The organism is Pseudomonas sp. UF-293 (genome assembly GCF_058245595.1).
This window is the reverse complement of the sequence record NZ_JBSICA010000013.1, coordinates 117,311-141,104: the sequence shown is the minus strand read 5'-3', so window position 1 is coordinate 141,104 and position 23,794 is coordinate 117,311. Positions and strand designations below refer to the sequence as shown.

Genomic DNA, 23,794 nt, shown 5'->3' with positions numbered 1-23,794 from the left:
TTTTCAAGCAGAAGACGGCATACCAGATGTGCAACACTGTCTCGTGGGCTCGGAGATGTGTATAAGAGACCAGGGCTCGCTCCCACAGGTGAGTGATCAGACAGTTATGGCCTGTTCGACCAGACGACCGCTGTCGATCCGCACATGCCGTGGATGGAATCGTTTCAAACTGCTTCGGTGACCGACGCTGACAATGCTCAAGCCCGGAATCTCATCGATCAACGCCTGATACAACGTTGCCTCGTCTTCTTCATCCATTGCCGAAGTGGCTTCGTCCATGTACAGCCATTGCGGTGCATAGAGAAGCGCACGGGCGAAGGCCAAGCGTTGCTGCTCGCCCGGAGAGAGCATGCGCTGCCAGTGATTGGCCTCATCCAGCCGCCCAACCAAGTGAGGCAAACGGCAGGTTTCCAAGACCTGTGCATAACGCTCCGGCGCGTAGGTGTCACCCGGCTGTGGATAACTCAGCGCTTCACGCAATGTACCGATGGGCAGATAAGGCTTCTGCGGCAGGAACAGATAGCGCGCCGCCGGCAAACGAATATTGCCGTGACCCGCCGGCCACAAATGCCCCATCGCCCGCAGCAATGTCGACTTGCCGCTGCCGGAACGGCCGCTGAGCATCACGCGCTCACCCGGCTCCACGGTCATATCAGCGTTGGTCAGCAAATGACGTCCATCGGCCAGATCCAGGCCAAGGTCGTGCACCTGCAATTCGCTGCCCCGATTCTGCACATCGATGGCGGGCACCCGCTCCTCGTTGTTGCTCATGGCATTGCGGAAACTCAGGAGACGATCGCAAGTGGCGCGCCACTCCGCCAGATCCTGGTAAGCACTGATGAACCAACTGAAATTCTCCTGCACATTGCCGAACGCCGAGTTGATTTGCATCAGCTCACCCAGCTCGATCTTGCCGCTGAAATACCGTGGCGCCGCAACAATGAACGGGAAAATGATCGCGATCTGCCCATAGCCCGAAGTGAAGAACGTCAGGCGCTTGGACACGCGCATGATGTCCCAGAAGTTATGCCAGACCAGCCCGAAACGATTGCTCAAGCGCCGGTTTTCATTCGGCTCGCCGTTGTACAAAGCGATGCTTTCAGCGTTCTCGCGCACCCGCACCATCGAAAAACGCAAGTCGGCTTCGAAACGCTGCTGGTTGTTGTTCAAGCCGATCAGGCGTCGGCCGATCAAATGCGTCAGCCAACTACCGACCGCCGCGTAGACCAGTGCACACCAGAACATGTAGCCGGGAATGGTAAAACCGAACACTTCAATGCTGCCGGAGACGCCCCACAGGATGATCGAGAACGACACCAGACTGACGACCGTGCGGATCAGGCCCAAGCCAAGCGCCAGCGTGTTCGCCGTGAATTTATTAAGGTCTTCGGAGATTCGCTGGTCCGGGTTATCGGTATAACCGCCCTGCTCCAGTTGGTAGTAATTCTTGTGTTCAAGCCAACGGGTGAAATGCTTTTCGGTCAGCCACGCCCGCCAGCGAATGGTCAGCATCTGCGTCAGATACTGGCGATACACCGCCGCGAGAATCGCCACAGCGGCAATACCGCAGAAGTACAGGATCAACTGCCAGAACGCTGCTTCATCCTTTTTCTGCAGGGCGTTATAGAAATCCTTGTACCAACTGTTTAACCACACCGCGATCCATACGCTGAACAGCGTCAGCGCGATCACGGCAATCAGCAACGTCCAGGCCTTGCCCTTCTCTTCGCTGCGCCAGTAAGGCGTGGTCATCGCCCAGACTTTGCGAAAAAACTGCCCGCGCACAGCATCGTTGACCGCGGAATATTCAGCGTTCTGATTCATGGATAAGGCTCGATAGTAAAAAGAACGGACACGCGCCGATCATAGATGATCGGCGCGATTTATCGCGAGGGCTGGCGATAGTCGTTCAGCGCAGGTTCAGCGACGAACCGGACGCTTCTGCAGTTTGCGTTGCAGGGTGCGGCGGTGCATGCCCAGCGCGCGGGCCGTGGCGGAAATGTTGCCTTCGTGCTCGGTGAGCACACGCTGGATGTGCTCCCATTGCAGGCGATCGACCGACATCGGGTTTTCCGGCACCAGACTGTCGAGGTCGGCGTGCTCGGACAGCAGCGCAGCCAGCACGTCGTCGGCATCGGCAGGTTTGCACAGGTAGTTGCAGGCGCCACGCTTGATCGCCTCCACCGCTGTGGCAATGCTCGAATAACCGGTGAGAATCACCACGCGCATTTCCGGATCGAGTTCCAGCAGCTTGGGCAGCAGGACCAGACCGGAGTCGCCGTCCATTTTCAGATCCAGCGCGGCGTAATCCGGCAGATCGGCCTGGGCGATGGTCAGGCCTTCTTCAGCGGACCCGGCGGTGCTGACGCGAAAGCCACGGCGCGCCATGGCGCGGGCCATGACGCGGGTGAAGGTCGCGTCGTCGTCGACCAGCAGCAGATGCGGCAGTTCTTCGCCTTCGACTTGAATTTCGTCACTCATGTTGGTCTCCTCGGGCGCCGTGGGGCAGGCGCAGCTCGGTGAGCGTGCCGCCTTCCTCATGACTATAGAGTTTCACTGAGCCGCCGGCGCGTGTCACGCTGGCCTTGCTCAAAAACAGGCCCAGGCCGAAACCTTTGCCCTTGGTGGTAAAAAACGGTTTGCCGATCTGCTCGGCGATGGCCAGCGGCACACCGGCGCCGTGATCGCGAATGCTGATCGTCAAAGTCTCTGCGTCCCAATCGAGCGTGACCTGGAGGTTTTCCGGGCAGGCGTCAGCAGCATTGTTCAGCAAGTTAAGCAGCGCCTGAGTCAGATCCGGCGGCGGCGCCATGCGCGGCACCGTGCCCTGGCCGAGACGCTGGAAGCGATAACTGGCCTCCGGCCGCATCAGGTGCCAACGGTTCAACGCCTCGTCGAGCCAATCGGTAACGTCCTGCATCTCCACCGCCAGACGCCGGTTGGCCTCGGCGGCGCGGACCAATTGCTGCAAGGTTTCCTTGCACAATTTGACTTGGTCCTGCAGCACCTTCAGATCGTCCTGCAACATTGGGTCGGGGTGGTCCTGCTGCATTTCCTTGAGCAACACACTCATGGTCGCCAGTGGCGTACCCAACTCATGCGCCGCCCCGGCGGCCTGGGTCGCAACGGCGAGCAACTGCTGATCGCGCAGACCTTCTTCGCGGCGGATCGCGCGCAACTCTTCCTGCCTGCGCAGCTCTTCAGCCATGCGCGCAGCGAAGAAGGTGATCACCGCAGCAGCCAGGGCGAAGCTCAGCCACATGCCGTAGATCTGCAGATTCTCACGGGCGACCGGCAAGGTTTCCAGCGGATAGAAACGCGTCAACATCAGCGTATACAGCGCCAGCGCGATGCCCGACAGAATCACCGAATAACGCCACGGCAACGTCACCGCCGCGATGGTCAGCGGCACCAGATAATAGGAAACAAAAGGGTTCGTCGAGCCGCCGGAGAAATACAGCAGCGCACTGTGAATCACCAGATCGCAGGCCAGTTGCAGCGCGTATTCGAGCTCGGTCACCGGCCACGATGTGCGCAGGCGCACGGCAGTGAACACGCAGAGCAGAATCGAGCAGCCCAAGGTCATCGCCAATTGCACCCACGGCAACGGCAACAATTGCAGCCAGTACGCCAGACCCACGGACCCGGCCTGCGCGGCGAGCACCAGGGTGCGGATGAAAGTCAGCCGCCAGAGGTTCTGGCGAGTGGCGGAAGTCAGTTGTACGGGGGCGAGCATGAGCTCTCCTGATGAGCGCTCCAGGCGGATCGCACGGAGTATAACCAAGGCGCGGGGTTCAGAGGCGAAAGTGCGGCAAACGACCACACCGCAAAAGCTGCAAGTTTCGAGCTGCAAGCTGCAAGCTGCAAGCTGCAAGTAAAAGCTTTTGGCTTGCGGCTTGAGACTTGCAACTTGCCGCTGCTTTCTGGAGTCTGATGGTTCACGCAGGCCGCGACCCATCACCTGCGCCTCATTCAAGGAGCCTTCATGCACACATTTCGCCGCAGCGCCGCCCTCCTCGCCCTGACCGTCGGCAGCGTCGCCAGCCTCCCGGCACTGGCCGCCGATGAGCTGCACTACAACCAGATTTCCCTGCGCGCCGAAGTCAGCCAGGAAGTGGCCCGCGACCAGATGATCGTGACGCTCTACACCGAAGAGCAGAACACCGACCCGGCCAAACTCGCCGCCGCCATCAGCACCACCATGAACAAGGCCACCGCCCAGGCCAAGCAAGTCAAAGACATCACCCTGCGCACGGGCAGCCGCAACAGCTATCCGATCTACGACACCAAAGGCCAGAAGATCACCGGCTGGCGCGAACGCGCCGAACTGCGCCTGGAAAGCACCGACTTCGCCGCCCTGTCCAAACTCACCGGCGAGCTATTGACCGAGCTGAAAATGGGCGGCATGGACTTCGCCATCGCCGACCCGACCCGCAAGGCCAGCGAAGACCAGTTGCTCAAAGAAGCCGTCACCGCCTTCAAGACCCGCGCACAACTGGCCACCGATGCACTGGGCGGCAAGGGCTACAAAATCGTCAACCTGAACCTCAACAGCAACGGTTACCCACAACCGTACCTGCGCGCACCGATGATGATGAAAGCTGCAGCCATGGATTCCGCGCCGGTGACGCCCGAAGTCGAAGCCGGCACCAGCCAGGTCAGCATGACCGCTGATGGCTCGATTGAAGTGTTGATGCAGTGATTTGAGCTTGGCGGAATGAAGAACCGGCAATCACTAAATGGTTGCCGGTTTTTTTGCGTCCAGGTTTTGTAGTGAATGATCCACCGCTTCGCGAGCAGGCTCGCTCCCACAGGTTGAACGCATTTGAATGTGGGAGCGAGCCTGCTCGCGAAGAACAATGACGCGATCTCAAGCGTGCGGATCAACCCGATCCAGCGCCCGATTCACCGCCAGCTCCGCCAGCATGATGATCTGCTGAATCGCCAGCGCCGTATTACGCTGCGGCCTACCAAGCTGATCGGCGAAATCGCCGGCCAGGGTGTTGGCTGAAGCGAGGGATTCGCAGGCATGGGCGAGCAGGCTTTCGGTGTCGATGTCGGGCTGGACCAGAAACATCGTGCTGGGTAGATGCGGTTTGCTGGGTGGAGGGCAGAGATAGAAATCGAGGGCACGCTTGATGGCTTCGCGGTTCTTCGCGAGATCGTCGGCACGCAGCGCGGCTTCGAGGGGGGTTGGGGTTTCTTCGGGTGGGTCGGGGACTGGTTTGCTCATGCGCTTCACCTATGAGGTTGAGCCATCTCGATGCCGTTTCTCACACGGCAAAGAGGTGGCAGCTTTGTGCGGGGTGAGAAACCGGTCATAGGCACCCGGCCGGACATAAGCCCGCCCGCACAGAGCCGCCATAACGCACTTGCAGGCAGCAAACTTGCTGGCGGCAATTATGCGGATCTGGGCACTGAATGACTATGAATGTCGGGTTCTCACACCCGATCGCTGAACAACCAGCGACGACCCAAGCCTAGAGAGCGCACGTCCGACGGACAACCTGAAAACCTTGTGGGAAGGTTCGGGTTATTGGGCATCGCAATTAAACAAATTCCAGCCCTCGGGGGCCTGGACGTGCATCATCGCGAGCAGGCTCACTCCTACAATTGGATCGAGCACAACCTCAAGAAACAGGTCGGCTGTCAGGCCGCCTTCGCGAGCAGGCTCGCTCCCACAGAAAAGCAAAAGCAAAAGATCGCAGCCTTCGGCAGCTCCTACACCCGATGAGCGTTAGCTCGAGTAAAGCTTTTGATCTTGATCCACCGGCGACGTCGGAAGGCTGAGTGGAGGGATTGATCCGGGCGTGGGAGCGCAGCGACCGTACGACGCAGTCGTACACAGCGCAAGGAGGTGCAGCGAAGCAAACCGTAGCCGCTGCGCCCGGATCAGTCCCGGAGCGAAGGAACCCGAGCCTGCGAGGGCCGAACGCAGGAGCAAGCCTTTTCGGTTACCTTTTTGCTGGGCCGGCACTCCGGCGTTTGAAAAAGGTGACCCGCCGTAAGGGCGGAACCGCAATCCGCAACACCCGCAGAAACGGATATTCACCCAAACCAACCAACACCCTGGTCGGCCCAAAGGCCGCCAAGGTGCCACCAATCGAAACACCCAGTTGCACCAAGTAAAACTCCCCAATCCCCGCCCCAATCCACCCCATCCAGCTCCACCCCCAAAACCCCCTCAACCCCGCCCATCCCCAAGGGTATAAATAAGTAACACCAAGCCCCACCCAAGCGCACACAACATGACTGACGCACCATTTCAGTGCCCCGAATGCACCTTAAAAACCACTCGCAAACGGTCAAATGCGTCAAAAGTTATACGGATGCGACATTAAGGTACGTTCGTGCCACCGTTTAACGCCGCCGACCGCTCTGGATCTTGCATTGGGTATGGGGCCTGCATAAGTATCCGCAGGCACGACTCACGAGGTCGTACCTCACAACTAAAAAATGACAACAAATCATGAGGCCAACATGCTTAAACACGCGGTCATTCCGTTTCTAGTCGGCGCAGGCTTGTTAGCCTCCGCACCTTTCGCCACCGCTGCGACTAACCTGGTGTTCTGCTCCGAAGGGAGCCCGGCCGGTTTTGATCCAGGCCAGTACACCACCGGAACCGACTTCGACGCCTCAGCCGAAACCATGTTCAACCGCCTGACCCAGTTCGAGCGCGGCGGGACCGCCGTGATTCCTGGTCTGGCGACCAAATGGGACATTTCCGACGATGGCCTGACTTACACCTTCCACCTGCGTGAAGGCGTCAAGTTCCACACCACCCCGTATTTCAAGCCGACTCGTGAATTCAACGCCGACGACGTGCTGTTTACTTTCAACCGCATGATCAACAAGGACGATCCGTTCCGTAAGGCGTACCCGACCGAATTCCCGTACTTCACCGACATGGGGATGGACACCAACATCACCAAGATCGATAAAGTCGACGACCACACCGTCAAGTTCACTCTGAAAGAAGTCGACGCCGCGTTCATCCAGAACATGGCCATGAGCTTCGCGTCCGTGCAGTCCGCCGAATACGCGGCCCAATTGCTCAAGGATGGCAAACCCGCCGACATCAACCAGAAGCCGATCGGCACTGGCCCGTTCGTGTTCAAGAGCTACCAGAAAGACTCGAACATCCGTTACACCGGCAACAAGGATTACTGGAAGCCTGAAGACGTGAAGATCGACAACCTGATCTTCGCCATCACCACCGACCCGTCGGTGCGTATCCAGAAGCTGAAGAAGAACGAGTGCCAGGTCACCCTGTTCCCGCGTCCGGCCGATCTGAAAGCGCTGAAAGAAGACAAGTCGCTGAAGATGCCGGATCAGGCTGGCTTCAACTTGGGCTACATCGCCTACAACGTGATGGACAAGGTCAAGGGCAGCAACGAGGCCAACCCGCTGGCTGACCTGCGCGTGCGTCAGGCGCTGGACATGGCCGTGAACAAGCCGCAGATCATCGATTCGGTTTACCAGGGCGCGGGCCAACTGGCCGTTAACGCCATGCCGCCGACCCAGTGGTCCTACGACACCACCATCAAGGATGCCAAGTACGACCCTGAGAAAGCCAAACAGCTGCTCAAGGAAGCCGGCGTCAAGGAAGGTACCGAGATCGTCCTGTGGGCGATGCCGGTGCAGCGTCCGTACAACCCGAACGCCAAACTGATGGCGGAAATGCTCCAGTCCGACTGGGCCAAGATCGGCTTGAAAGTGAAGATCACCAGCTACGAGTGGGGCGAGTACATCAAGCGCTCCAAAGGTGGCGAGAACCAGGCCATGATCATTGGCTGGAGCGGTGACAATGGTGATCCGGACAACTGGCTCAACGTTCTGTTCGGCTGCGACTCGCTGAGCGGCAACAACTTCTCCAAGTGGTGCGACAAGAAGTTCGACGGCCTGGTGAAAGAAGCCAAACGCACCACCGACCAGGGCAAGCGCACCGAGCTGTACAAACAGGCGCAACACGTACTCAAAGATGCAGTTCCAATGACACCTATCGCTCACTCGACGGTGTATCAACCCATGCGCGCCAACGTGCAGGATTTCAAGATCAGCCCATTTGGCCTGAATTCCTTCTACGGCGTCAGCGTCAGCAAGTAAGACATTGCAACGGCGGCGTTTCTGACGTCGCCGTTGCTTTATCTACCGGGAAAAAAGGAAAAGGCCTACACCCAAATCCGCCGCAGATGATTGCTTCGGTATAGGCGCGTCGACTTTTCCTACGAGCATTAAGGCAATTACGTATTTACTGCCAGAGGCACGGTGCCTACCGTCGCGTACTGACCAGTGTCTGCGTGGGCCACCGGTTTTGCTTTACGTATTGGATTGAGCTCAATGCGCCCCATAAGCCCCGGGATAGGGGCTCAGGCGCATTGCACAACACTAAAAAAGAGGGAGCGTCATGCGCCATACCTTGGTTTTTTCCGCACTGTTGGGCGCCGGCCTGTTGGCCGCCACGTCTGCAAGCTATGCCGCCAGCGACAGCCTGGTGTTTTGCTCGGAAGGCAGCCCGGCGGGTTTCGATACCGCGCAATACACAACGGCCACCGATAACGACGCCGCCGAGCCGCTGTACAACCGCCTGGTCGAGTTCGAAAAAGGCGCGACCAATGTCGTACCGGGCCTGGCGACCAAATGGGACATTTCCGAAGATGGCCTGAAATACACCTTTCACCTGCGTGAAGGCGTGAAATTTCACACGACCCCTTACTTCAAGCCGAGCCGCGATTTCAACGCGGACGACGTGTTGTTCACGTTCAATCGCATGCTCGATGCACAACAGCCGTTCCGCAAGGCCTACCCCACCGAGTTTCCGTACTTCAACGGGATGAGCCTGAACAAGAACATTGCCAAGGTCGAGAAGACCGGGCCGCTGACCGTGGAGTTCACGCTCAACAGTGTCGATGCCGCGTTCATCCAGAACATCGCGATGAGCTTCGCTTCGATTCTGTCGGCCGAATACGCCGACAAGCTGCTGGCCGACGGCAAGCCGAGCGACATCAACCAGAAGCCGATCGGCACTGGGCCGTTCGTATTCAAGAGCTATCAGAAAGACTCGAACATCCGCTATACCGGCAACCCGCAGTACTGGGATCCGAGCCGGGTCAAGCTGAAGAACCTGATTTTTGCGATCAATACCGACGCTTCGGTACGCGTGCAGAAGCTCAAGGCTGGCGAATGCCAGATCACCCTGCACCCGCGTCCTGCCGATGTTGAAGCGCTGAAGGCCGACCCGAAACTGCAACTGATTTCCAAGCCGGGCTTCAACCTCGGCTACATCGCCTACAACGTGCGCCACAAGCCGTTCGATCAACTGGAAGTGCGTCAGGCGCTGGACATGGCGGTGAATAAACAGGGGATTCTCAACGCTGTTTATCAAGGCGCCGGGCAACTGGCCGTCAACGCCATGCCACCGACCCAGTGGTCCTACGACGACACCATCAAGGACGCCGCCTACAACCCGGAAAAAGCCAAGGAACTGCTCAAGGCTGCCGGCGTGAAAGAAGGCACCGAGATCACCCTGTGGGCAATGCCGGTGCAGCGTCCATACAACCCGAACGCCAAACTGATGGCCGAAATGCTCCAGTCCGACTGGGCCAAGATCGGCCTGAAAGTGAAGATCGTCAGCTACGAATGGGGCGAGTACATCAAGCGCACCAAGAACGGCGAGCACGACGTCAGCCTGATCGGCTGGACCGGCGACAATGGGGACCCGGACAACTGGCTGGGCACGCTGTACAGCTGCGACGCCATCGGCGGCAACAACTACTCCATGTGGTGCGACCCGGCTTACGACAAGCTGATCAAACAGGCCAAGGTCGTCACCGACCGCGACCAGCGCACCGTGCTTTATAAACAGGCCCAGCAATTGCTTAAACAGCAAGTGCCGATCACGCCTGTCGCCCACTCGACGGTCAACCAGCCGTTAAGCACCCGGGTCGAAGGGTTCAAAGTCAGCCCGTTCGGCCGCAACGTGTTCTCGGGTGTCAGTATCGATTAAACCAACCAATTAGCCGCAATGCTGAGGGGAGCCGTCTACTCCCCTCACGCAAGCGCTTTGCCGAAATTCGCCAATCCGGCTTTTTGCAAACGTTTGCGATGTGTGAACGAGTTCTAAACCAATAACCGGCATACCAAAAAAAGCCGGGATAAAAAGAAAGTAAAGGAGCTTCACCCATGAAACTGAGCAGCACCGCGATACTGGCCCTGGCCATCAGCAGCATCACCGCCACGGCTTATGCGGAAACCCAAAGCCAGGCGTTCACTCCGGTGACCGTCAACACCAAAAGCGCCCAGGCTGAGGCCACCGGCTTTCTGGAAGGTCAATCGATTACTGGATCGACGCGTAACTGGTACGCCAACGAAGAACTCAAGCGTGGCGCCAAATTCCGCTATAAACACAACGACACGCTGCAAACCACTGACCGCCGCATCAACTGGGTACAGGGGACCATCGTCAAGTACAACTCCGGGTTCACCGAAGGTACTGTCGGTATCAGCACCGAAGTTGCGCTGTACAACGCCATTGCGCTGGAGCGTGATCGCAAAAACCTTGCATCCGGCAACGGCGGCGCTCCGGAAGCCGGTCTCGAGCGCCCAGGCAACAACCGTACACTGACCCGTAACGGCGGTGACGCTGAAGGCCAATGGAGCAAACTGGGCCTGGCTAACGTCAAAGCTCGGGTTTCCAATACCACCCTGACCGCTGGCCGCCAGAACTTCAGCAGCCCGATGGTTGACGTGATAGGCAACCGTCCCCTGCCTTCGAGCTTTCAAGGCGTCAGCCTGCACAGTGAAGAGCTGGAAAACCTGACCTTCGACATCGCGACGTTCGATCAGAACTCGCCGCGTACAGAAGAAAGCCAGCGCAAGTTCCGTTCCGAATACGCTGATTCGATCATTGAAATTGATCACGTCAACACCGCTGGTATTTCGTATCAGCCGTTTGCCAGCCTGAAAACCAGCTTGTGGGCCACTCAAGCTGAAGACATGTGGAAACAGTACTACTTCGGCGCCACCCACGAACTGGGCGACAGCCAGATTCTGAGCCTGACCACCGGCCTGAACTACTACAAGACCGTGGATGAAGGTAAAGCCAAGCTGGGTGACATCGACAACGATACGTACTCGCTGTCCCTGGGTCTGACTCACCAGGCCCATAGCCTGACGTTCTCGTACCAGGAAATTAACGGTAACGAGTACTTCGACTACCTGCACGAAACCAACGGTATTTACCTGGCCAACTCCCTGCTCTCGGACTTCAACGGCCCGAACGAGAAATCCTTCCAGGTCGCTTACGGTCTGAACATGGCTGAATATGGCGTGCCTGGCTTGAAGTTCAACGTCTACAGCGCTCGTGGCTGGGGCATCGACGGTACCCACTATAAAGGCGGCGCTTATGACAGCGTGCTGGCGATGGACGGCGAACATCACTACGAATACGGAATCGGTGCTGCTTACGCGGTTCAAAGTGGTCCGCTCAAAGCCACGGCCATCCGCGCCACCTACACTGCGCACCGTGCCAGTGATAATCAGCTGGACGGCAGCATCAACGAGTTCCGTCTCGTAACCACCATCCCGTTCAACATTCTGTAAAAACGCCAACCGACGGCTGACTCATGATGAGTCGGCCGTTCGGTTTTCTGTCTTCAACCGATTGCAGAGGGTTATCGATGAAAATGCTTCCCCTACGTGCAGCCATCGCGGCTGCGTTGCTGAGTGTCGCTGTCGGCGCCTCGGCCAAACCCTTGGTGGTCTGCACCGAAGCCAGCCCGGAAGGCTTCGATATGGTCCAGTACACAACTGCAGTCACGGCGGACGCTGTGGCCGAAACCATCTTCAACCGACTGGCCGATTTCAAGCCCGGCACCACCGAAGTGATCCCGGCACTCGCCGAGTCCTGGGACATCAGCGAAGACGGCCTGACCTACACGTTCCACCTGCGCAAAGGCGTCAAGTTCCACACCACCGAATACTTCAAGCCGACCCGCGACATGAACGCCGACGACGTGGTCTGGAGTTTCCAGCGCCAGCTGGACCCGAATCACCCGTGGCACAAACTGTCGAGCGTGGGCTTCCCGTACTTTGAAAGCATGGGCTTCAAGGAACTGCTCAAAAGCGTCGAGAAAGTCGACGACAACACGGTCAAGTTCACCCTGACCCGCCGCGAAGCACCGTTCCTCGCCGACCTCGCCATGGCCTTCTCGTCGATCTACCCGGCCGAATACGCCGACCAGTTGCTCAAGGCCAACAAGGCCGGCGATCTGAACAACAAGCCGATCGGCACCGGCCCGTTCATCTTCCAGCGCTACGCCAAGGATGCGCAGGTGCGCTTCAAGGCCAACCCGGATTATTTCCGTGGCAAGCCGCCGGCCGACGCGTTGATTCTGGCGATCGCCACCGACAACAACGTGCGTCTGCAAAAGCTCAAGGCCAACGAGTGCCAGGTCGCGCTGTATCCAAAACCGGATGACATCCCGAGCATCAAGAAAGACAGCAAGCTGAAAGTCGACGAGCTGGACGCGATGACCGTCTCGTACGTCGCGATGAACACCCAGCACAAGTACATGAGCGATGTGCGTGTGCGTAAAGCCATCGACATCGCGTTCGACAAGGAAGCCTACGTCAACGCGCTGTTCGGCAAGGGCAACGCCTCAGTGGCGGTCAACCCGTACCCGCCAACCCTGCTCGGCTACAACCATGATCTGAAAAACCCGCCACGGGACCTCGACAAGGCACGCGCCCTGCTCAAGGAAGCCGGGGTTCCGGAAGGCACCACGTTCACCCTGTTCACCCGTAACGGCGGCGGTCCGACCAACCCCAACCCGATGCTCGGCGCGCAAATGATGCAGGCTGACCTGGCGAAAGTCGGGATCAAGATCGACATCCGCGTGATGGAATGGGGCGAGATGCTCAAGCGCGCCAAGGCCGGCGAGCACGATATGGTTTCGGCCGGATGGGCGGGCGACAACGGCGACCCGGATAACTTCCTGACGCCTATGCTCAGTTGCGAGGCCGCCAAGAACGGCGAAAACTACGCGCGCTGGTGCAACGAGAAATTCCAGGCACTGCTGGATGAAGCGCGGGCTAAAGTAGATCCGGCCGAACGCGCCGCGCTCTACGAACAGGCCCAAGTGCTGTTTAATCAGGACCAGCCATGGATCAGCATGGCCCATACTCGGATGTTCACTGCAATGCGCAACAATGTAGAGGGCTACCACATCAGCCCTCTCACCACTAATAACTTCGCCACCACCCAGGTGAAGTAGATAAGAAACGCCCGGCGTCCCTGACCTGAGGGACGCCGGACACGCCTAACCGGCTGATGAGGTACCACACAAGATGTTTAGTTTTATTGCCCGCCGACTGGGGTTGTTGATCCCCACGTTTTTCGGCATCACCTTGCTGACTTTCGCGTTGATTCGCATGATTCCGGGCGACCCCGTGGAAGTGATGATGGGCGAACGTCGGGTCGACCCCGAAATGCACGCTCAGGCAATGGAACGCCTGGGGCTGAACAAGCCGCTGTATGCCCAGTATCTGGACTACATCGGCAAACTGGCCCAGGGCGATCTCGGTGAGTCGTTGCGTACCCGTGAAAGCGTGTGGACCGAGTTCACCTCTCTTTTCCCGGCGACCCTGGAACTGTCCATGGCCGCCCTGCTGTTCGCTGGCATCCTCGGGCTTCTGGCCGGGGTGATCGCGGCACTCAAACGAGGATCGCTGTTCGACCACGGGGTGATGGGCATCTCCCTCGCGGGCTACTCGATGCCGATCTTCTGGTGGGGCCTGATCCTGATCATGTTCTTCTCGGTGAGCCTGGGCTGGACTCCGGTTTCCGGGCGCATCGACCTGTTGTATGACATCGAGCCGAAGACCGGTTTCATGCTGATCGACACGCTGCTGGCCGATGACGTCGGCGCGTTCTTCGACGCCCTGCATCACCTGATCCTGCCGGCCATCGTGCTCGGCACCATTCCGCTGGCGGTGATCGCGCGGATGACCCGTTCGTCGATGCTCGAAGTGCTGCGCGAAGACTACATCCGCACCGCCAAGGCCAAAGGCCTGTCGCCGTCGCGCGTGGTGTTCGTGCACGGTCTGCGCAACGCACTGATTCCGGTGCTGACCGTGGTCGGCCTGCAGGTCGGCACGCTGCTGGCCGGTGCGGTCCTGACCGAAACCATCTTCTCCTGGCCCGGCATCGGTAAATGGCTGATCGAAGCCATCGGCGCCCGGGACTATCCGGTGGTGCAAAACGGCATCCTGTTAATCGCCTGCCTGGTGATTCTGGTCAACTTCGTGGTGGACATCCTCTACGGCTTTGCCAACCCACGCATCCGTCATCAGCGCTGAGGTCGATACCCATGAGCACTCCAACATCCTCAGTAGCCACCGCCACGTCCGCCGTGGATCAAAGCCTGCTGTACCCGTCGCCGTACAAAGAATTCTGGCAAGCGTTCTCCAAGAACAAGGGCGCCGTTGCCGGCCTGCTGTTCATGCTGCTGATCATCTTCTGCGCGATTTTCGCGCCGTGGGTCGCGCCGCATAACCCGAGCGAGCAATACCGTGACTTCCTGCTGACGCCGCCGGCGTGGCTCGAAGGCGGGCAGATGCAGTTCCTGCTCGGCACCGACGAACTCGGCCGTGACCTGCTGTCGCGTCTGATCCAGGGTTCGCGCCTGTCGCTGCTGATCGGCTTGTCGTCGGTGGTGATGTCGTTGATTCCGGGGATCCTGCTGGGTCTGTTCGCCGGTTTCTTCCCGAAAGTGGTCGGCCCGACCATCATGCGTCTGATGGACATCATGCTGGCCCTGCCGTCGCTGCTGCTGGCCGTGGCGATCGTCGCCATCCTCGGCCCTGGCCTGATCAACACCGTGATCGCCATTGCTGTGGTTTCCCTGCCGTCCTACGTGCGTCTGACCCGTGCTGCCGTGATGGGCGAACTGAACCGCGACTACGTCACCGCCGCGCGTCTGGCCGGTGCCGGTCTGCCGCGTCTGATGTTCATCACCGTGCTGCCCAACTGCATGGCGCCGCTGATCGTACAGGCGACCCTGAGCTTTTCCTCGGCGATTCTCGATGCCGCCGCACTGGGCTTCCTCGGCCTCGGCGTACAACCGCCAACCCCTGAGTGGGGCACCATGCTGGCCTCGGCCCGCGACTACATCGAACGCGCCTGGTGGGTGGTAAGCCTGCCTGGTCTGACCATTTTGCTCAGCGTGCTGGCAATCAACTTGATGGGCGACGGCCTGCGCGATGCGCTGGACCCGAAACTCAAGAACGCCGCCTGAGGAGATTCAAATGTCACTGCTAGAAATCAAGAATCTCAACGTCCGCTTCGGCGACAAGACCGCGACCCCGGTGGTCGACGGCCTCGACCTGAAAGTCGACAAAGGCGAAGTGCTGGCCATCGTTGGCGAGTCGGGTTCGGGTAAATCCGTGACCATGATGGCGCTGATGGGCCTGATCGAGCATCCCGGCATCGTCACCGCCGACTCGCTCAGCTTCGACGGCAAGGACATGCTCAAGCTGAGCAATCGTCAGCGTCGGCAGATCGTCGGCAAAGACCTGTCGATGGTCTTCCAGGACCCGATGACCGCACTGAACCCGAGCTACACCGTCGGTTTCCAGATCGAAGAAGTGCTGCGCCTGCACCTGAAAATGTCCGGCAAGCAAGCGCGCAAGCGTGCCATCGAACTGCTGGAAAAAGTCGAAATTCCGGGCGCCGCCAGTCGCATGGATGCCTACCCGCATCAACTGTCTGGCGGTATGAGCCAGCGTGTCGCGATCGCCATGGCGATTGCCGGCGAGCCGAAACTGCTGATCGCTGACGAGCCGACCACCGCACTCGACGTAACCATTCAGGCGCAGATCATGGATCTGCTGCTGGCGTTGCAGAAAGAACAAAACATGGGCCTGGTGCTGATCACCCACGACCTCGCCGTCGTGGCGGAAACCGCCCAGCGCGTCTGCGTGATGTACGCCGGCCAGGCCGTGGAAGTCGGCCAGGTGCCGCAGCTGTTCGACATTCCGGCGCACCCGTACAGCGAAGCGCTGCTCAAGGCGATTCCCGAGCACAGCCTCGGCGCCTCACGTCTGTCGACCTTGCCGGGCATCGTCCCGGGCCGCTACGACCGTCCGCAGGGTTGCCTGCTGTCGCCACGCTGCCCGTACGTGCAGGACAACTGCCGCACCCAGCGTCCGGGCCTTGATCCGAAAGCCAACAGCCTCGCCCGCTGCTTCTACCCGCTGAACCAGGAGGTGGCGTAATGGCCGTCGTACTTACCGCCCGCGACCTGACCCGTCACTACGAAGTCTCCCGTGGCCTGTTCAAGGGCCACGCCACCGTGCGCGCGCTCAACGGCGTGTCGTTCGAACTGGAAGCCGGCAAGACCCTCGCCGTGGTGGGTGAGTCGGGCTGTGGCAAATCCACCCTCGCCCGCGCCCTGACGCTGATCGAAGAACCGTCATCGGGCTCGCTGCAGATCGCCGGCCAGGAAGTTGCCGGCGCCGACAAGGCCGAGCGCAAGCAACTGCGCAAAGACGTGCAGATGGTGTTTCAGAGCCCGTACGCATCGTTGAATCCACGGCAGAAAATCGGTGACCAACTGGCCGAGCCGCTGCTGATCAACACCAAGCTGTCGGCCAGCGAACGTCGCGAGAAAGTCCAGGCGATGATGAAGCAGGTCGGCTTGCGTCCCGAGCATTACCAGCGCTATCCCCACATGTTCTCCGGTGGTCAGCGCCAGCGTATCGCCCTGGCGCGGGCAATGATGCTGCAACCGAAAGTGCTGGTGGCGGACGAACCGACTTCGGCGCTGGACGTGTCGATTCAGGCCCAGGTGCTCAACCTGTTCATGGATCTGCAGCAGGAGTTCAATACCGCCTACGTGTTCATCTCGCACAACCTCGCGGTGGTGCAGCACGTAGCCGATGACGTGATGGTGATGTACCTCGGTCGCCCGGTGGAACTGGGTCCGAAGAACGACATCTACGAACGCCCGCTGCATCCGTACACCCAAGCGCTGCTGTCGGCGACCCCGACGATTCACCCGGACCCGAACAAGCCGAAAATCAAGATCGTCGGCGAACTGCCCAACCCGCTCAACCCGCCACCGGGCTGTGCTTTCCACAAGCGCTGCCCGTACGCGACCGAGCGTTGCACCACGGAAGAGCCGCTGTTGCGTGAACTGGATAATCGGCAGGTGGCCTGCCACTACGCTGAGCAGTTCCTCGACGGCGCGGCATAAGGCCAATGCTGAGACCTGCATAAAACCTGTAGGAGCTGACGAGTGCAACGAGGCTGCGATCTTTTGATTTTCAGAAGCAAGATCAAAAGATCGCAGCGTTCCGCAGCTCCTACAGGGGATTTGCGGTGAACCAGAGCTAACCAAACCCCTTTCACCTCGACTGCGCATCAGTCGAGGCCGAAGGGGTTTTTCTTTGGTCGACTATCTACGTCTGGCTGTCGCCCTCGTCATCCGGATCATCGGTGTCCGGCTCGTCCGTGGTCGAGTCGTCATCATCGGCGCTGCCGCCCTGATTCATATCCCCCGGCTCCGACTCGGACTTGGCCAGCATCAGCCCGCTATGCCCGACCTGGCCGTTGAACGCCTGCGAATCATGATCCTCACACTCGGCCCACGCCGTCGCCGCGCCGAGGGACAGCATCACCATCACTTTCAACAACATCAAAATACGTAGCAATCTGCTTTTCATGGCCGACTCCATCCTGTTGCGCTAAGACATGCTTGCCGGACTGGCTCCGTGTGAAATCTAGTTGCGATCCGACCGGCTCACCACTTAGGACGCAGCCGAGCGGGCAGAAATGCCCTCGGAGCACAGATTGCTTTCGAATAACAGCAATAACAGAAACAGCTAAGGCCCGTGCCTGGACTGGATGGGTTTCAAGCGACGTATAGCTTTCACCCGGCGCACACTCACCTCACTGGAATCGCATGCAGTCTGCTAGATGTCGACCGGCTGTCAGCCGCCTTCGCGAGCAGGCTCGCTCCCACAGAACAGCAAAAGCAAAAGCAAAAGATCGCAGCCTCCGGCAGCTCCTACACCCGATGAGCGTTAGCTCGAGTAAAGCTTTTGATCTTGATCCACCGGCGACGTCGGAAGGCTGAGTGGAGGGATTGATCCGGACGTAGGAGCAAGCCTTTTTGGGTACTTTTTCGGCGTTTGGAAAAAGTGCCTCGCCGTACGGGCGAAACCGTAATCAGCAACACCCGCAGAAACGGATATACCCCCAAAACAAAAAGCAAAAAACCCCCAAGGCCTACACCTTGGGGGCTTCGAACAAACCAGCTCAGCGCTTAATGATGCTCACGCGTCGCGCGGAATTTCACATCCGGCCAACGCTCCTCCATCAACGCCAGGTTAACCCGCGTCGGCGCCAGATAGGTCAGATGCCCACCGCCATCCAGCGCGAGGTTCTCCACCGCTTTGTTGGAGAATTCCTCAAGCTTCTTCTTGTCGTCACATTCGATCCAGCGCGCCGAATACACAGTAATCGGCTCATACGAGCACTCGACCTTGTATTCCTCTTTCAAACGGCTGGCGACCACATCGAACTGCAGCACCCCGACGGCGCCGAGAATGATGTCGTTGCTGCGCTCCGGGAAGAACACCTGGGTCGCGCCCTCTTCGGCCAACTGCTGCAAGCCCTGACGCAATTGCTTGGACTTCAGCGGATCACGCAGACGCACACGACGGAACAGTTCCGGGGCGAAGTGCGGGATACCGGTGAAACCCAGCACTTCGCCTTCGCTGAAGGTGTCGCCGATCTGGATCGTGCCGTGGTTGTGCAGACCGATGATGTCGCCGGCGTAGGCTTCTTCGAGCTGTTCCCGCTCGGAGGAGAAGAACGTCAGGGCGTCGCCGATGCGCACGTCCTTGCCGGTGCGTACGTGGCGCATCTTCATGCCTTTCTCGTACTTGCCGGAGCAGATACGCATGAAGGCGATGCGGTCGCGGTGCTTCGGGTCCATGTTCGCCTGGATCTTGAAAATGAAGCCCGAGAACTTCTCTTCCACCGGCTCGACGGTGCGCTCATTGGCCACGCGCGCCAGCGGACGCGGCGCCCAATCGACGACAGCATCGAGCACGTGGTCGACACCGAAATTGCCCAGCGCCGTACCGAAGAACACCGGGGTCAGTTGGCCGTCGAGGAATTCCTGCTGGTTGAATTCGTGACAGGCGCCCTGCACCAGTTCCAGCTGTTCGATGAAGCGCTCGTACTCATCGCCCAAGTGCGCGCGCGCCTCGTCGGAGTCGAGTTTTTCGATGATCTTGGTTTCGGTGCGCTCGTGACCGTGACCGGCGGTGTAGACGATGATGTAGTCGTCGGCCAGGTGATACACGCCCTTGAAATCACGGTAGCAACCGATCGGCCAGGTGATCGGCGCAGCCTTGATCTTCAGGACCGCTTCGATTTCGTCGAGCAGTTCGATCGGGTCGCGAATGTCACGGTCGAGTTTGTTGATGAAGCTGACGATCGGCGTGTCACGCAGACGGCAGACGTCCATCAGCGCAATGGTCCGTGGCTCTACACCCTTACCGCCGTCGAGCACCATCAGTGCCGAGTCCACCGCTGTCAGGGTGCGATAGGTGTCTTCGGAGAAGTCTTCGTGGCCCGGCGTGTCGAGCAGGTTGATCATGTGTTCACGATAGGGGAACTGCATGACCGACGTGGTAATGGAAATACCCCGCTGCTTCTCCATCTCCATCCAGTCGGATGTCGCATGGCGATCGGATTTACGGGATTTCACCGTACCGGCCACTGCAATCGCCTTGCCCATCAACAGGAGCTTTTCGGTGATCGTGGTTTTACCGGCATCGGGGTGGGAAATAATGGCGAAAGTGCGGCGTTTCGCGACTTCGGCGGCCTGTTGGGTCATGGGAAATCGCCTGGCGGTGATTCAAAAAAGGGCGGCGAGTATAGCTTAAAAAGTGATCGCCAAACTACCGTCCCTCGGCCGCGCAAAACCCCGTAGGAGCTGCCGCAGGCGGCGATCTTTTGACCTGTTTTCTAGAAGCCAGATCAAAAGATCGCAGCCTGCGGCAGCTCCTACAGGTGGCCAGATGGCATCCAATGTGGGAACCTTTTAAAGCACGGAGACGTCCATCCCCTGTTACGAACTTTCGTCAGGGGCTGAAAAATCAGCAAGTTAGCCTGACGAGGCTGCGCTCATGGCTCGCTTTCGCACCGCTTGGCCGGTGCTGGAAAACGGCTACTTTTCGCGAACGCTGACTCCGGCAGCCAGGAATGGCTTGCCACGCGGAGCAGCGCTCGCCGACTACAAAAAAAGGAGTCCGCCTGTGGCTATCCGCTATGGCAAAGGGCTGATGGGAGGTGCGGTGGTGATCGCACTCCTGGCCCTGCTGGTCCACTGGATCGGCATCAACACGATCGAACACTACCGTGACGATTTGTTGTTTTACTTGCAAGCTCATCTGATTCTCGTCCTCGCTTCCATGCTGGCCGCCCTTGTCGTGGGCATCCCCGCCGGTATCTTCCTCAGCCGCCCGAGCATGGTCGGCCGCGCCGAACGCTTCATGCAGATTTTCAATATCGGCAACACCGTGCCACCGCTGGCCGTGCTCGCGATTGCGCTGGGCATCCTCGGCATCGGCAGTGGCCCGGCGATCTTCGCCCTGTTCCTCGCCTCGCTGTTGCCGATCGTGCGCAACACCTATGAAGGCCTGAAAAATGTACAGGGCTCGCTGAAAGAAGCCGCTGTCGGCATCGGCATGACCCCGCGCCAAGTGCTGTGGAAAGTCGAATTGCCCAACGCCGTGCCGATCATCGTCGGTGGCGTGCGTGTCGCCCTGGCGATCAACGTCGGCACCGCGCCGCTGGCGTTCCTGATCGGCGCCAACAGCCTCGGCAGCCTGATCTTCCCCGGCATCGCCCTGAACAATCAGCCGCAACTGCTGCTCGGCGCCGCGTGCACCGCGCTGTTGGCGCTGCTGCTCGATGGCGTGGTCACCCTCGCCAGCCGTCTCTGGCTGGAACGCGGTCTGCGCCCGTCTTAAGGCTTTGCGAAGGAATATTTATGAAACGACTTAGCTTGATCTTAGGCTGCGTCCTGCTGTTCGCAGGAATCGCGCAAGCCGCTGAAAAACCGGTCATCCGCCTCGGCGCCCGGGTCTTCACAGAGCAAACCCTGCTCGCCGAAATCACCGCGCAATACCTGCGCAGCAAAGGCTACGACGCGCAGATCACCGGTGGTCTGGGCAGCAACCTGGCCCGCAGCGCCCACGAAAGTGGCCAACTGGACCTGCTCTGGGAATACACCGGCGTATCGCTGGTGGCCTATAACCATGTCACCGAGAAACTCGACAGCGCGCAGTCCTACGCCCGGGTCAAAGAACTCGACGCGAAAAAAGGCCTGGTCTGGCTGACGCCGTCGAAATTCAGCAACACCTATGCCCTTGCCCTGCCGAAAAAAGTCGCCGAGCAATACCCGCAGATCGGCAATATCAGCCAGCTCAACGAAGTGCTGCGCGCCGAGGCCAAGACCAATCATCTGGTGGCGCTGGACACCGAGTTCGCCAACCGCTCCGACGGTCTCAACGGCATGGTCAAGCTCTACGACATGAACCTGACCCGCAAGAACATCCGGCAGATGGATGCCGGCCTGGTCTACACCGCACTGCGTAACGGTCAGGTGTTTGCCGGGCTGGTCTACACCACCGACGGCCGGCTCAATGCCTTCGGCCTGAAATTGCTGGAAGACGACAAGCATTACTTCCCCGACTACACCGCCGCTCCCGTGGTGCGTCAGGCCACGCTGGACGCCAACCCGAAACTGGCCGAACAACTCAAGCCGCTGGCCGAACTGTTCGACGACGAAACCATGCGCCAACTCAACGCGCGGGTCGACGTCGACCACGAAAGCCCATCGTCCGTTGCCGCCGATTTCCTGCGCCAGCACCCACTGAATTAAGAGAGGAGAAGTCATGGAATTTCTGAACGCCTTTTCCCATCTCGACTGGCAGCAGGTGATGCACCTGACCTGGCAGCACATCACTCTGGTCGGCATCGCCGTGACCCTGGCGATCGTCATCGGCGTGCCGCTGGGCATCCTGATGACGCGCTTCCCCACCCTCGCTGGCCCATTACAAGCAAGCGCCACGGTGCTGCTGACCGTGCCGTCGATCGCCCTGTTCGGCCTGCTGCTGCCGTTCTACTCCAAGTTCGGCCAGGGCCTGGGGCCACTGCCAGCGATCACCGCCGTGTTCCTCTATTCGTTGCTGCCGATCATGCGCAACACCTACCTCGCCCTCACCGGTGTCGAGCCGGGCATCCGTGAAGCCGCGCGCGGCATCGGCATGACCTTCGGCCAGCGCCTGCGCATGGTCGAGTTGCCGATTGCGGTACCGGTGATCCTCGCTGGCGTGCGCACCGCCGTGGTGATGAACATCGGCGTGATGACCATCGCCGCGACCATCGGTGCCGGCGGCCTCGGTGTGTTGATCCTCGCCTCCATCAGCCGCAGTGACATGTCGATGCTGATCGTCGGCGCGCTGCTGGTCAGTCTTCTGGCGATTTTCGCCGACCTCGTTTTGCAGTGGCTGCAACGCTCGCTGACTCCAAAAGGACTCCTCAAATGATCGAACTTCAAAACCTCAGCAAAACTTTCCAAAGCAACGGCAAAGATGTCAAAGCCGTGGACTCGGTAAGCCTGACCGTCAATGAAGGCGAGATCTGCGTGTTCCTCGGGCCATCGGGTTGCGGCAAAAGCACCACGCTGAAAATGATCAACCGCCTGATCAAACCGACCTCGGGCAAGATCCTCATCAACGGCGAAGACACCACCGATCTCGACGAAGTGACCCTGCGCCGCAACATCGGCTACGTGATCCAGCAGATTGGTCTGTTCCCGAACATGACCATCGAAGAGAACATCGTCGTCGTACCGAAACTGCTCGGCTGGGACAAACAGAAATGCCACGACCGCGCCCGCGAACTGATGAGCATGATCAAGCTCGAGCCCAAGCAGTATCTGCATCGGTATCCGCGTGAATTGTCCGGTGGCCAGCAACAGCGTATCGGCGTGATCCGCGCCTTGGCCGCTGATGCGCCGCTGCTGTTGATGGACGAGCCGTTCGGCGCGGTCGATCCGATCAACCGCGAGATGATCCAGAACGAATTCTTCGAGATGCAGCGCGCGCTGAACAAGACCGTGATCATGGTCAGCCACGACATCGACGAAGCGATCAAACTGGGCGACAAGATCGCGATCTTCCGCGCCGGCAAGCTGCTGCAGATCGACCACCCGGACACACTGCTCGCGCACCCTGCAGACGACTTTGTGAGCAACTTCGTCGGCCAGGACAGCACCCTCAAGCGCCTGTTGTTGGTGAAGGCAGAAGACGCGGCGGACAACGCGCCGTCGGTCAGCCCGGAAACCCCGGTGGCCGATGCGCTGGAATTGATGGACGAGCACGACCGCCGTTATGTCGTGGTGACTTGCGCCGAGAACAAGGCACTGGGTTACGTGCGCCGTCGCGACCTGCATCGCCAGACCGGCACCTGCGCGCAATTCCTTCGTGAGTTCAACGCCACCGCAGCGTACGACGAGCACCTGCGCATCCTGTTGTCGCGCATGTACGAGTTCAACCGCGCCTGGCTGCCGGTGATGGATGCCGAACGGGTTTTCCTCGGCGAGGTGACGCAGGAATCGATCGCGGCGTACCTGAGCTCGGGACGTTCGCGGGGGATGAAGACCAATATCGTCTCGCCGGCTGAGACGGTGGTCGCATAATCCGCCCGCGT

At 59.5% G+C, this 23,794-nt stretch carries 20 protein-coding genes; 14 read left to right on the top strand and 6 right to left on the bottom strand.

Going from position 1 to position 23,794, the window contains the following annotated elements; translation table 11 throughout:
* Positions 1 to 96: 96 nt before the first annotated feature.
* From AC4IHP_RS16205 to AC4IHP_RS16195, 3 genes are all read right to left on the bottom strand, one after another.
* Entirely contained in the window at positions 97 to 1,824 is a 1,728-nt protein-coding gene (locus AC4IHP_RS16205; protein ID WP_460123964.1) for an ABC transporter ATP-binding protein/permease, read from the bottom strand.
* Positions 1,825 to 1,920: 96 nt separating this feature from the next.
* Positions 1,921 to 2,481 carry a response regulator transcription factor gene (locus AC4IHP_RS16200; RefSeq protein ID WP_003221630.1) on the bottom strand — a complete coding sequence of 187 codons (561 nt, stop codon included), beginning with the start codon at positions 2,479 to 2,481 and terminating at the stop codon, positions 1,921 to 1,923.
* Positions 2,474 to 3,736 (bottom strand): ATP-binding protein, encoded by a 1,263-nt coding sequence (locus AC4IHP_RS16195; protein ID WP_460123961.1) that lies wholly within the window; start codon positions 3,734 to 3,736, stop codon positions 2,474 to 2,476. The genes AC4IHP_RS16200 and AC4IHP_RS16195 overlap by 8 nt, the downstream gene beginning before the upstream one ends.
* A gap of 249 nt (positions 3,737 to 3,985) precedes the next feature.
* Between AC4IHP_RS16195 and AC4IHP_RS16190 the strand changes: the two genes are divergently transcribed.
* A complete protein-coding gene (locus AC4IHP_RS16190; protein WP_137215511.1) occupies positions 3,986 to 4,702 on the top strand; it encodes an SIMPL domain-containing protein in 717 nt (238 codons plus the stop codon).
* Positions 4,703 to 4,870: 168 nt separating this feature from the next.
* On the opposite strand, the gene AC4IHP_RS16185 is transcribed toward AC4IHP_RS16190, so the two are convergent.
* Positions 4,871 to 5,233 (bottom strand): DUF6124 family protein, encoded by a 363-nt coding sequence (locus tag AC4IHP_RS16185; RefSeq protein ID WP_460123955.1) that lies wholly within the window; start codon positions 5,231 to 5,233, stop codon positions 4,871 to 4,873.
* A 303-nt stretch (positions 5,234 to 5,536) separates the two neighbouring features.
* Here AC4IHP_RS16185 and AC4IHP_RS16180 point away from each other — a divergent pair, with 303 nt between their 5' ends.
* The 9 genes from AC4IHP_RS16180 to AC4IHP_RS16140 all read left to right on the top strand — a co-directional run bounded on the left by AC4IHP_RS16180 (position 5,537) and on the right by AC4IHP_RS16140 (position 17,255).
* Entirely contained in the window at positions 5,537 to 5,734 is a 198-nt protein-coding gene (locus AC4IHP_RS16180; protein WP_490832154.1) for a hypothetical protein, read from the top strand.
* Positions 5,735 to 6,480: 746 nt separating this feature from the next.
* Positions 6,481 to 8,106, top strand: coding sequence for an ABC transporter substrate-binding protein (locus tag AC4IHP_RS16175; RefSeq protein ID WP_076565826.1), 1,626 nt, complete (start codon positions 6,481 to 6,483; stop codon positions 8,104 to 8,106).
* Between the two features lie 301 nt (positions 8,107 to 8,407).
* The gene (locus AC4IHP_RS16170; protein ID WP_490832153.1) at positions 8,408 to 10,006 is read left to right on the top strand and encodes an ABC transporter substrate-binding protein; all 1,599 of its coding nucleotides are present in this window, start codon (positions 8,408 to 8,410) and stop codon (positions 10,004 to 10,006) included.
* A 176-nt stretch (positions 10,007 to 10,182) separates the two neighbouring features.
* Positions 10,183 to 11,601, top strand: coding sequence for an OprD family porin (locus AC4IHP_RS16165; RefSeq protein WP_460123949.1), 1,419 nt, complete (start codon positions 10,183 to 10,185; stop codon positions 11,599 to 11,601).
* Positions 11,602 to 11,678: 77 nt separating this feature from the next.
* Positions 11,679 to 13,274, top strand: coding sequence for an ABC transporter substrate-binding protein (locus tag AC4IHP_RS16160; protein WP_460123945.1), 1,596 nt, complete (start codon positions 11,679 to 11,681; stop codon positions 13,272 to 13,274).
* 73 nt (positions 13,275 to 13,347) lie between these two features.
* The gene (locus tag AC4IHP_RS16155) at positions 13,348 to 14,358 is read left to right on the top strand and encodes an ABC transporter permease subunit (RefSeq protein ID WP_016771720.1); all 1,011 of its coding nucleotides are present in this window, start codon (positions 13,348 to 13,350) and stop codon (positions 14,356 to 14,358) included.
* Between the two features lie 11 nt (positions 14,359 to 14,369).
* Positions 14,370 to 15,296 (top strand): ABC transporter permease subunit, encoded by a 927-nt coding sequence (locus AC4IHP_RS16150; RefSeq protein WP_016771721.1) that lies wholly within the window; start codon positions 14,370 to 14,372, stop codon positions 15,294 to 15,296.
* 10 nt (positions 15,297 to 15,306) lie between these two features.
* Entirely contained in the window at positions 15,307 to 16,275 is a 969-nt protein-coding gene (locus AC4IHP_RS16145) for an ABC transporter ATP-binding protein (protein ID WP_016771722.1), read from the top strand.
* Positions 16,275 to 17,255 carry a peptide ABC transporter ATP-binding protein gene (locus AC4IHP_RS16140; protein ID WP_095180366.1) on the top strand — a complete coding sequence of 327 codons (981 nt, stop codon included), beginning with the start codon at positions 16,275 to 16,277 and terminating at the stop codon, positions 17,253 to 17,255. Before AC4IHP_RS16145 ends, AC4IHP_RS16140 begins: the two co-directional genes overlap by 1 nt.
* 205 nt (positions 17,256 to 17,460) lie before the next feature.
* Here AC4IHP_RS16140 and AC4IHP_RS16135 read toward each other — a convergent pair whose 3' ends face one another.
* Together AC4IHP_RS16135 and AC4IHP_RS16130 are read right to left on the bottom strand one after the other, a co-directional pair.
* Entirely contained in the window at positions 17,461 to 17,724 is a 264-nt protein-coding gene (locus AC4IHP_RS16135; protein WP_460123942.1) for a hypothetical protein, read from the bottom strand.
* 602 nt (positions 17,725 to 18,326) lie between these two features.
* Complete coding sequence (locus AC4IHP_RS16130; RefSeq protein ID WP_016771727.1) at positions 18,327 to 19,910, bottom strand: peptide chain release factor 3; 1,584 nt, start codon at positions 19,908 to 19,910, stop codon at positions 18,327 to 18,329.
* Positions 19,911 to 20,358: 448 nt separating this feature from the next.
* Between AC4IHP_RS16130 and AC4IHP_RS16125 the strand changes: the two genes are divergently transcribed.
* Genes AC4IHP_RS16125 through AC4IHP_RS16110 form a run of 4 tightly spaced genes read left to right on the top strand, consistent with a single transcriptional unit; the run spans position 20,359 to position 23,783 of the window.
* Positions 20,359 to 21,048, top strand: a complete 690-nt coding sequence (locus AC4IHP_RS16125; protein ID WP_166554532.1) for an ABC transporter permease — start codon at positions 20,359 to 20,361, stop codon at positions 21,046 to 21,048.
* A gap of 20 nt (positions 21,049 to 21,068) precedes the next feature.
* Positions 21,069 to 21,962: a glycine betaine ABC transporter substrate-binding protein gene (locus tag AC4IHP_RS16120; RefSeq protein WP_490832152.1), complete on the top strand. Its 894-nt coding sequence runs from the start codon at positions 21,069 to 21,071 to the stop codon at positions 21,960 to 21,962.
* A gap of 13 nt (positions 21,963 to 21,975) precedes the next feature.
* Positions 21,976 to 22,629 carry an ABC transporter permease gene (locus AC4IHP_RS16115; protein ID WP_024011588.1) on the top strand — a complete coding sequence of 218 codons (654 nt, stop codon included), beginning with the start codon at positions 21,976 to 21,978 and terminating at the stop codon, positions 22,627 to 22,629.
* Positions 22,626 to 23,783, top strand: coding sequence for an osmoprotectant ABC transporter ATP-binding protein OsmV (locus tag AC4IHP_RS16110; protein WP_039759487.1), 1,158 nt, complete (start codon positions 22,626 to 22,628; stop codon positions 23,781 to 23,783). Before AC4IHP_RS16115 ends, AC4IHP_RS16110 begins: the two co-directional genes overlap by 4 nt.
* The last annotated feature ends 11 nt before the right edge of the window (positions 23,784 to 23,794 follow it).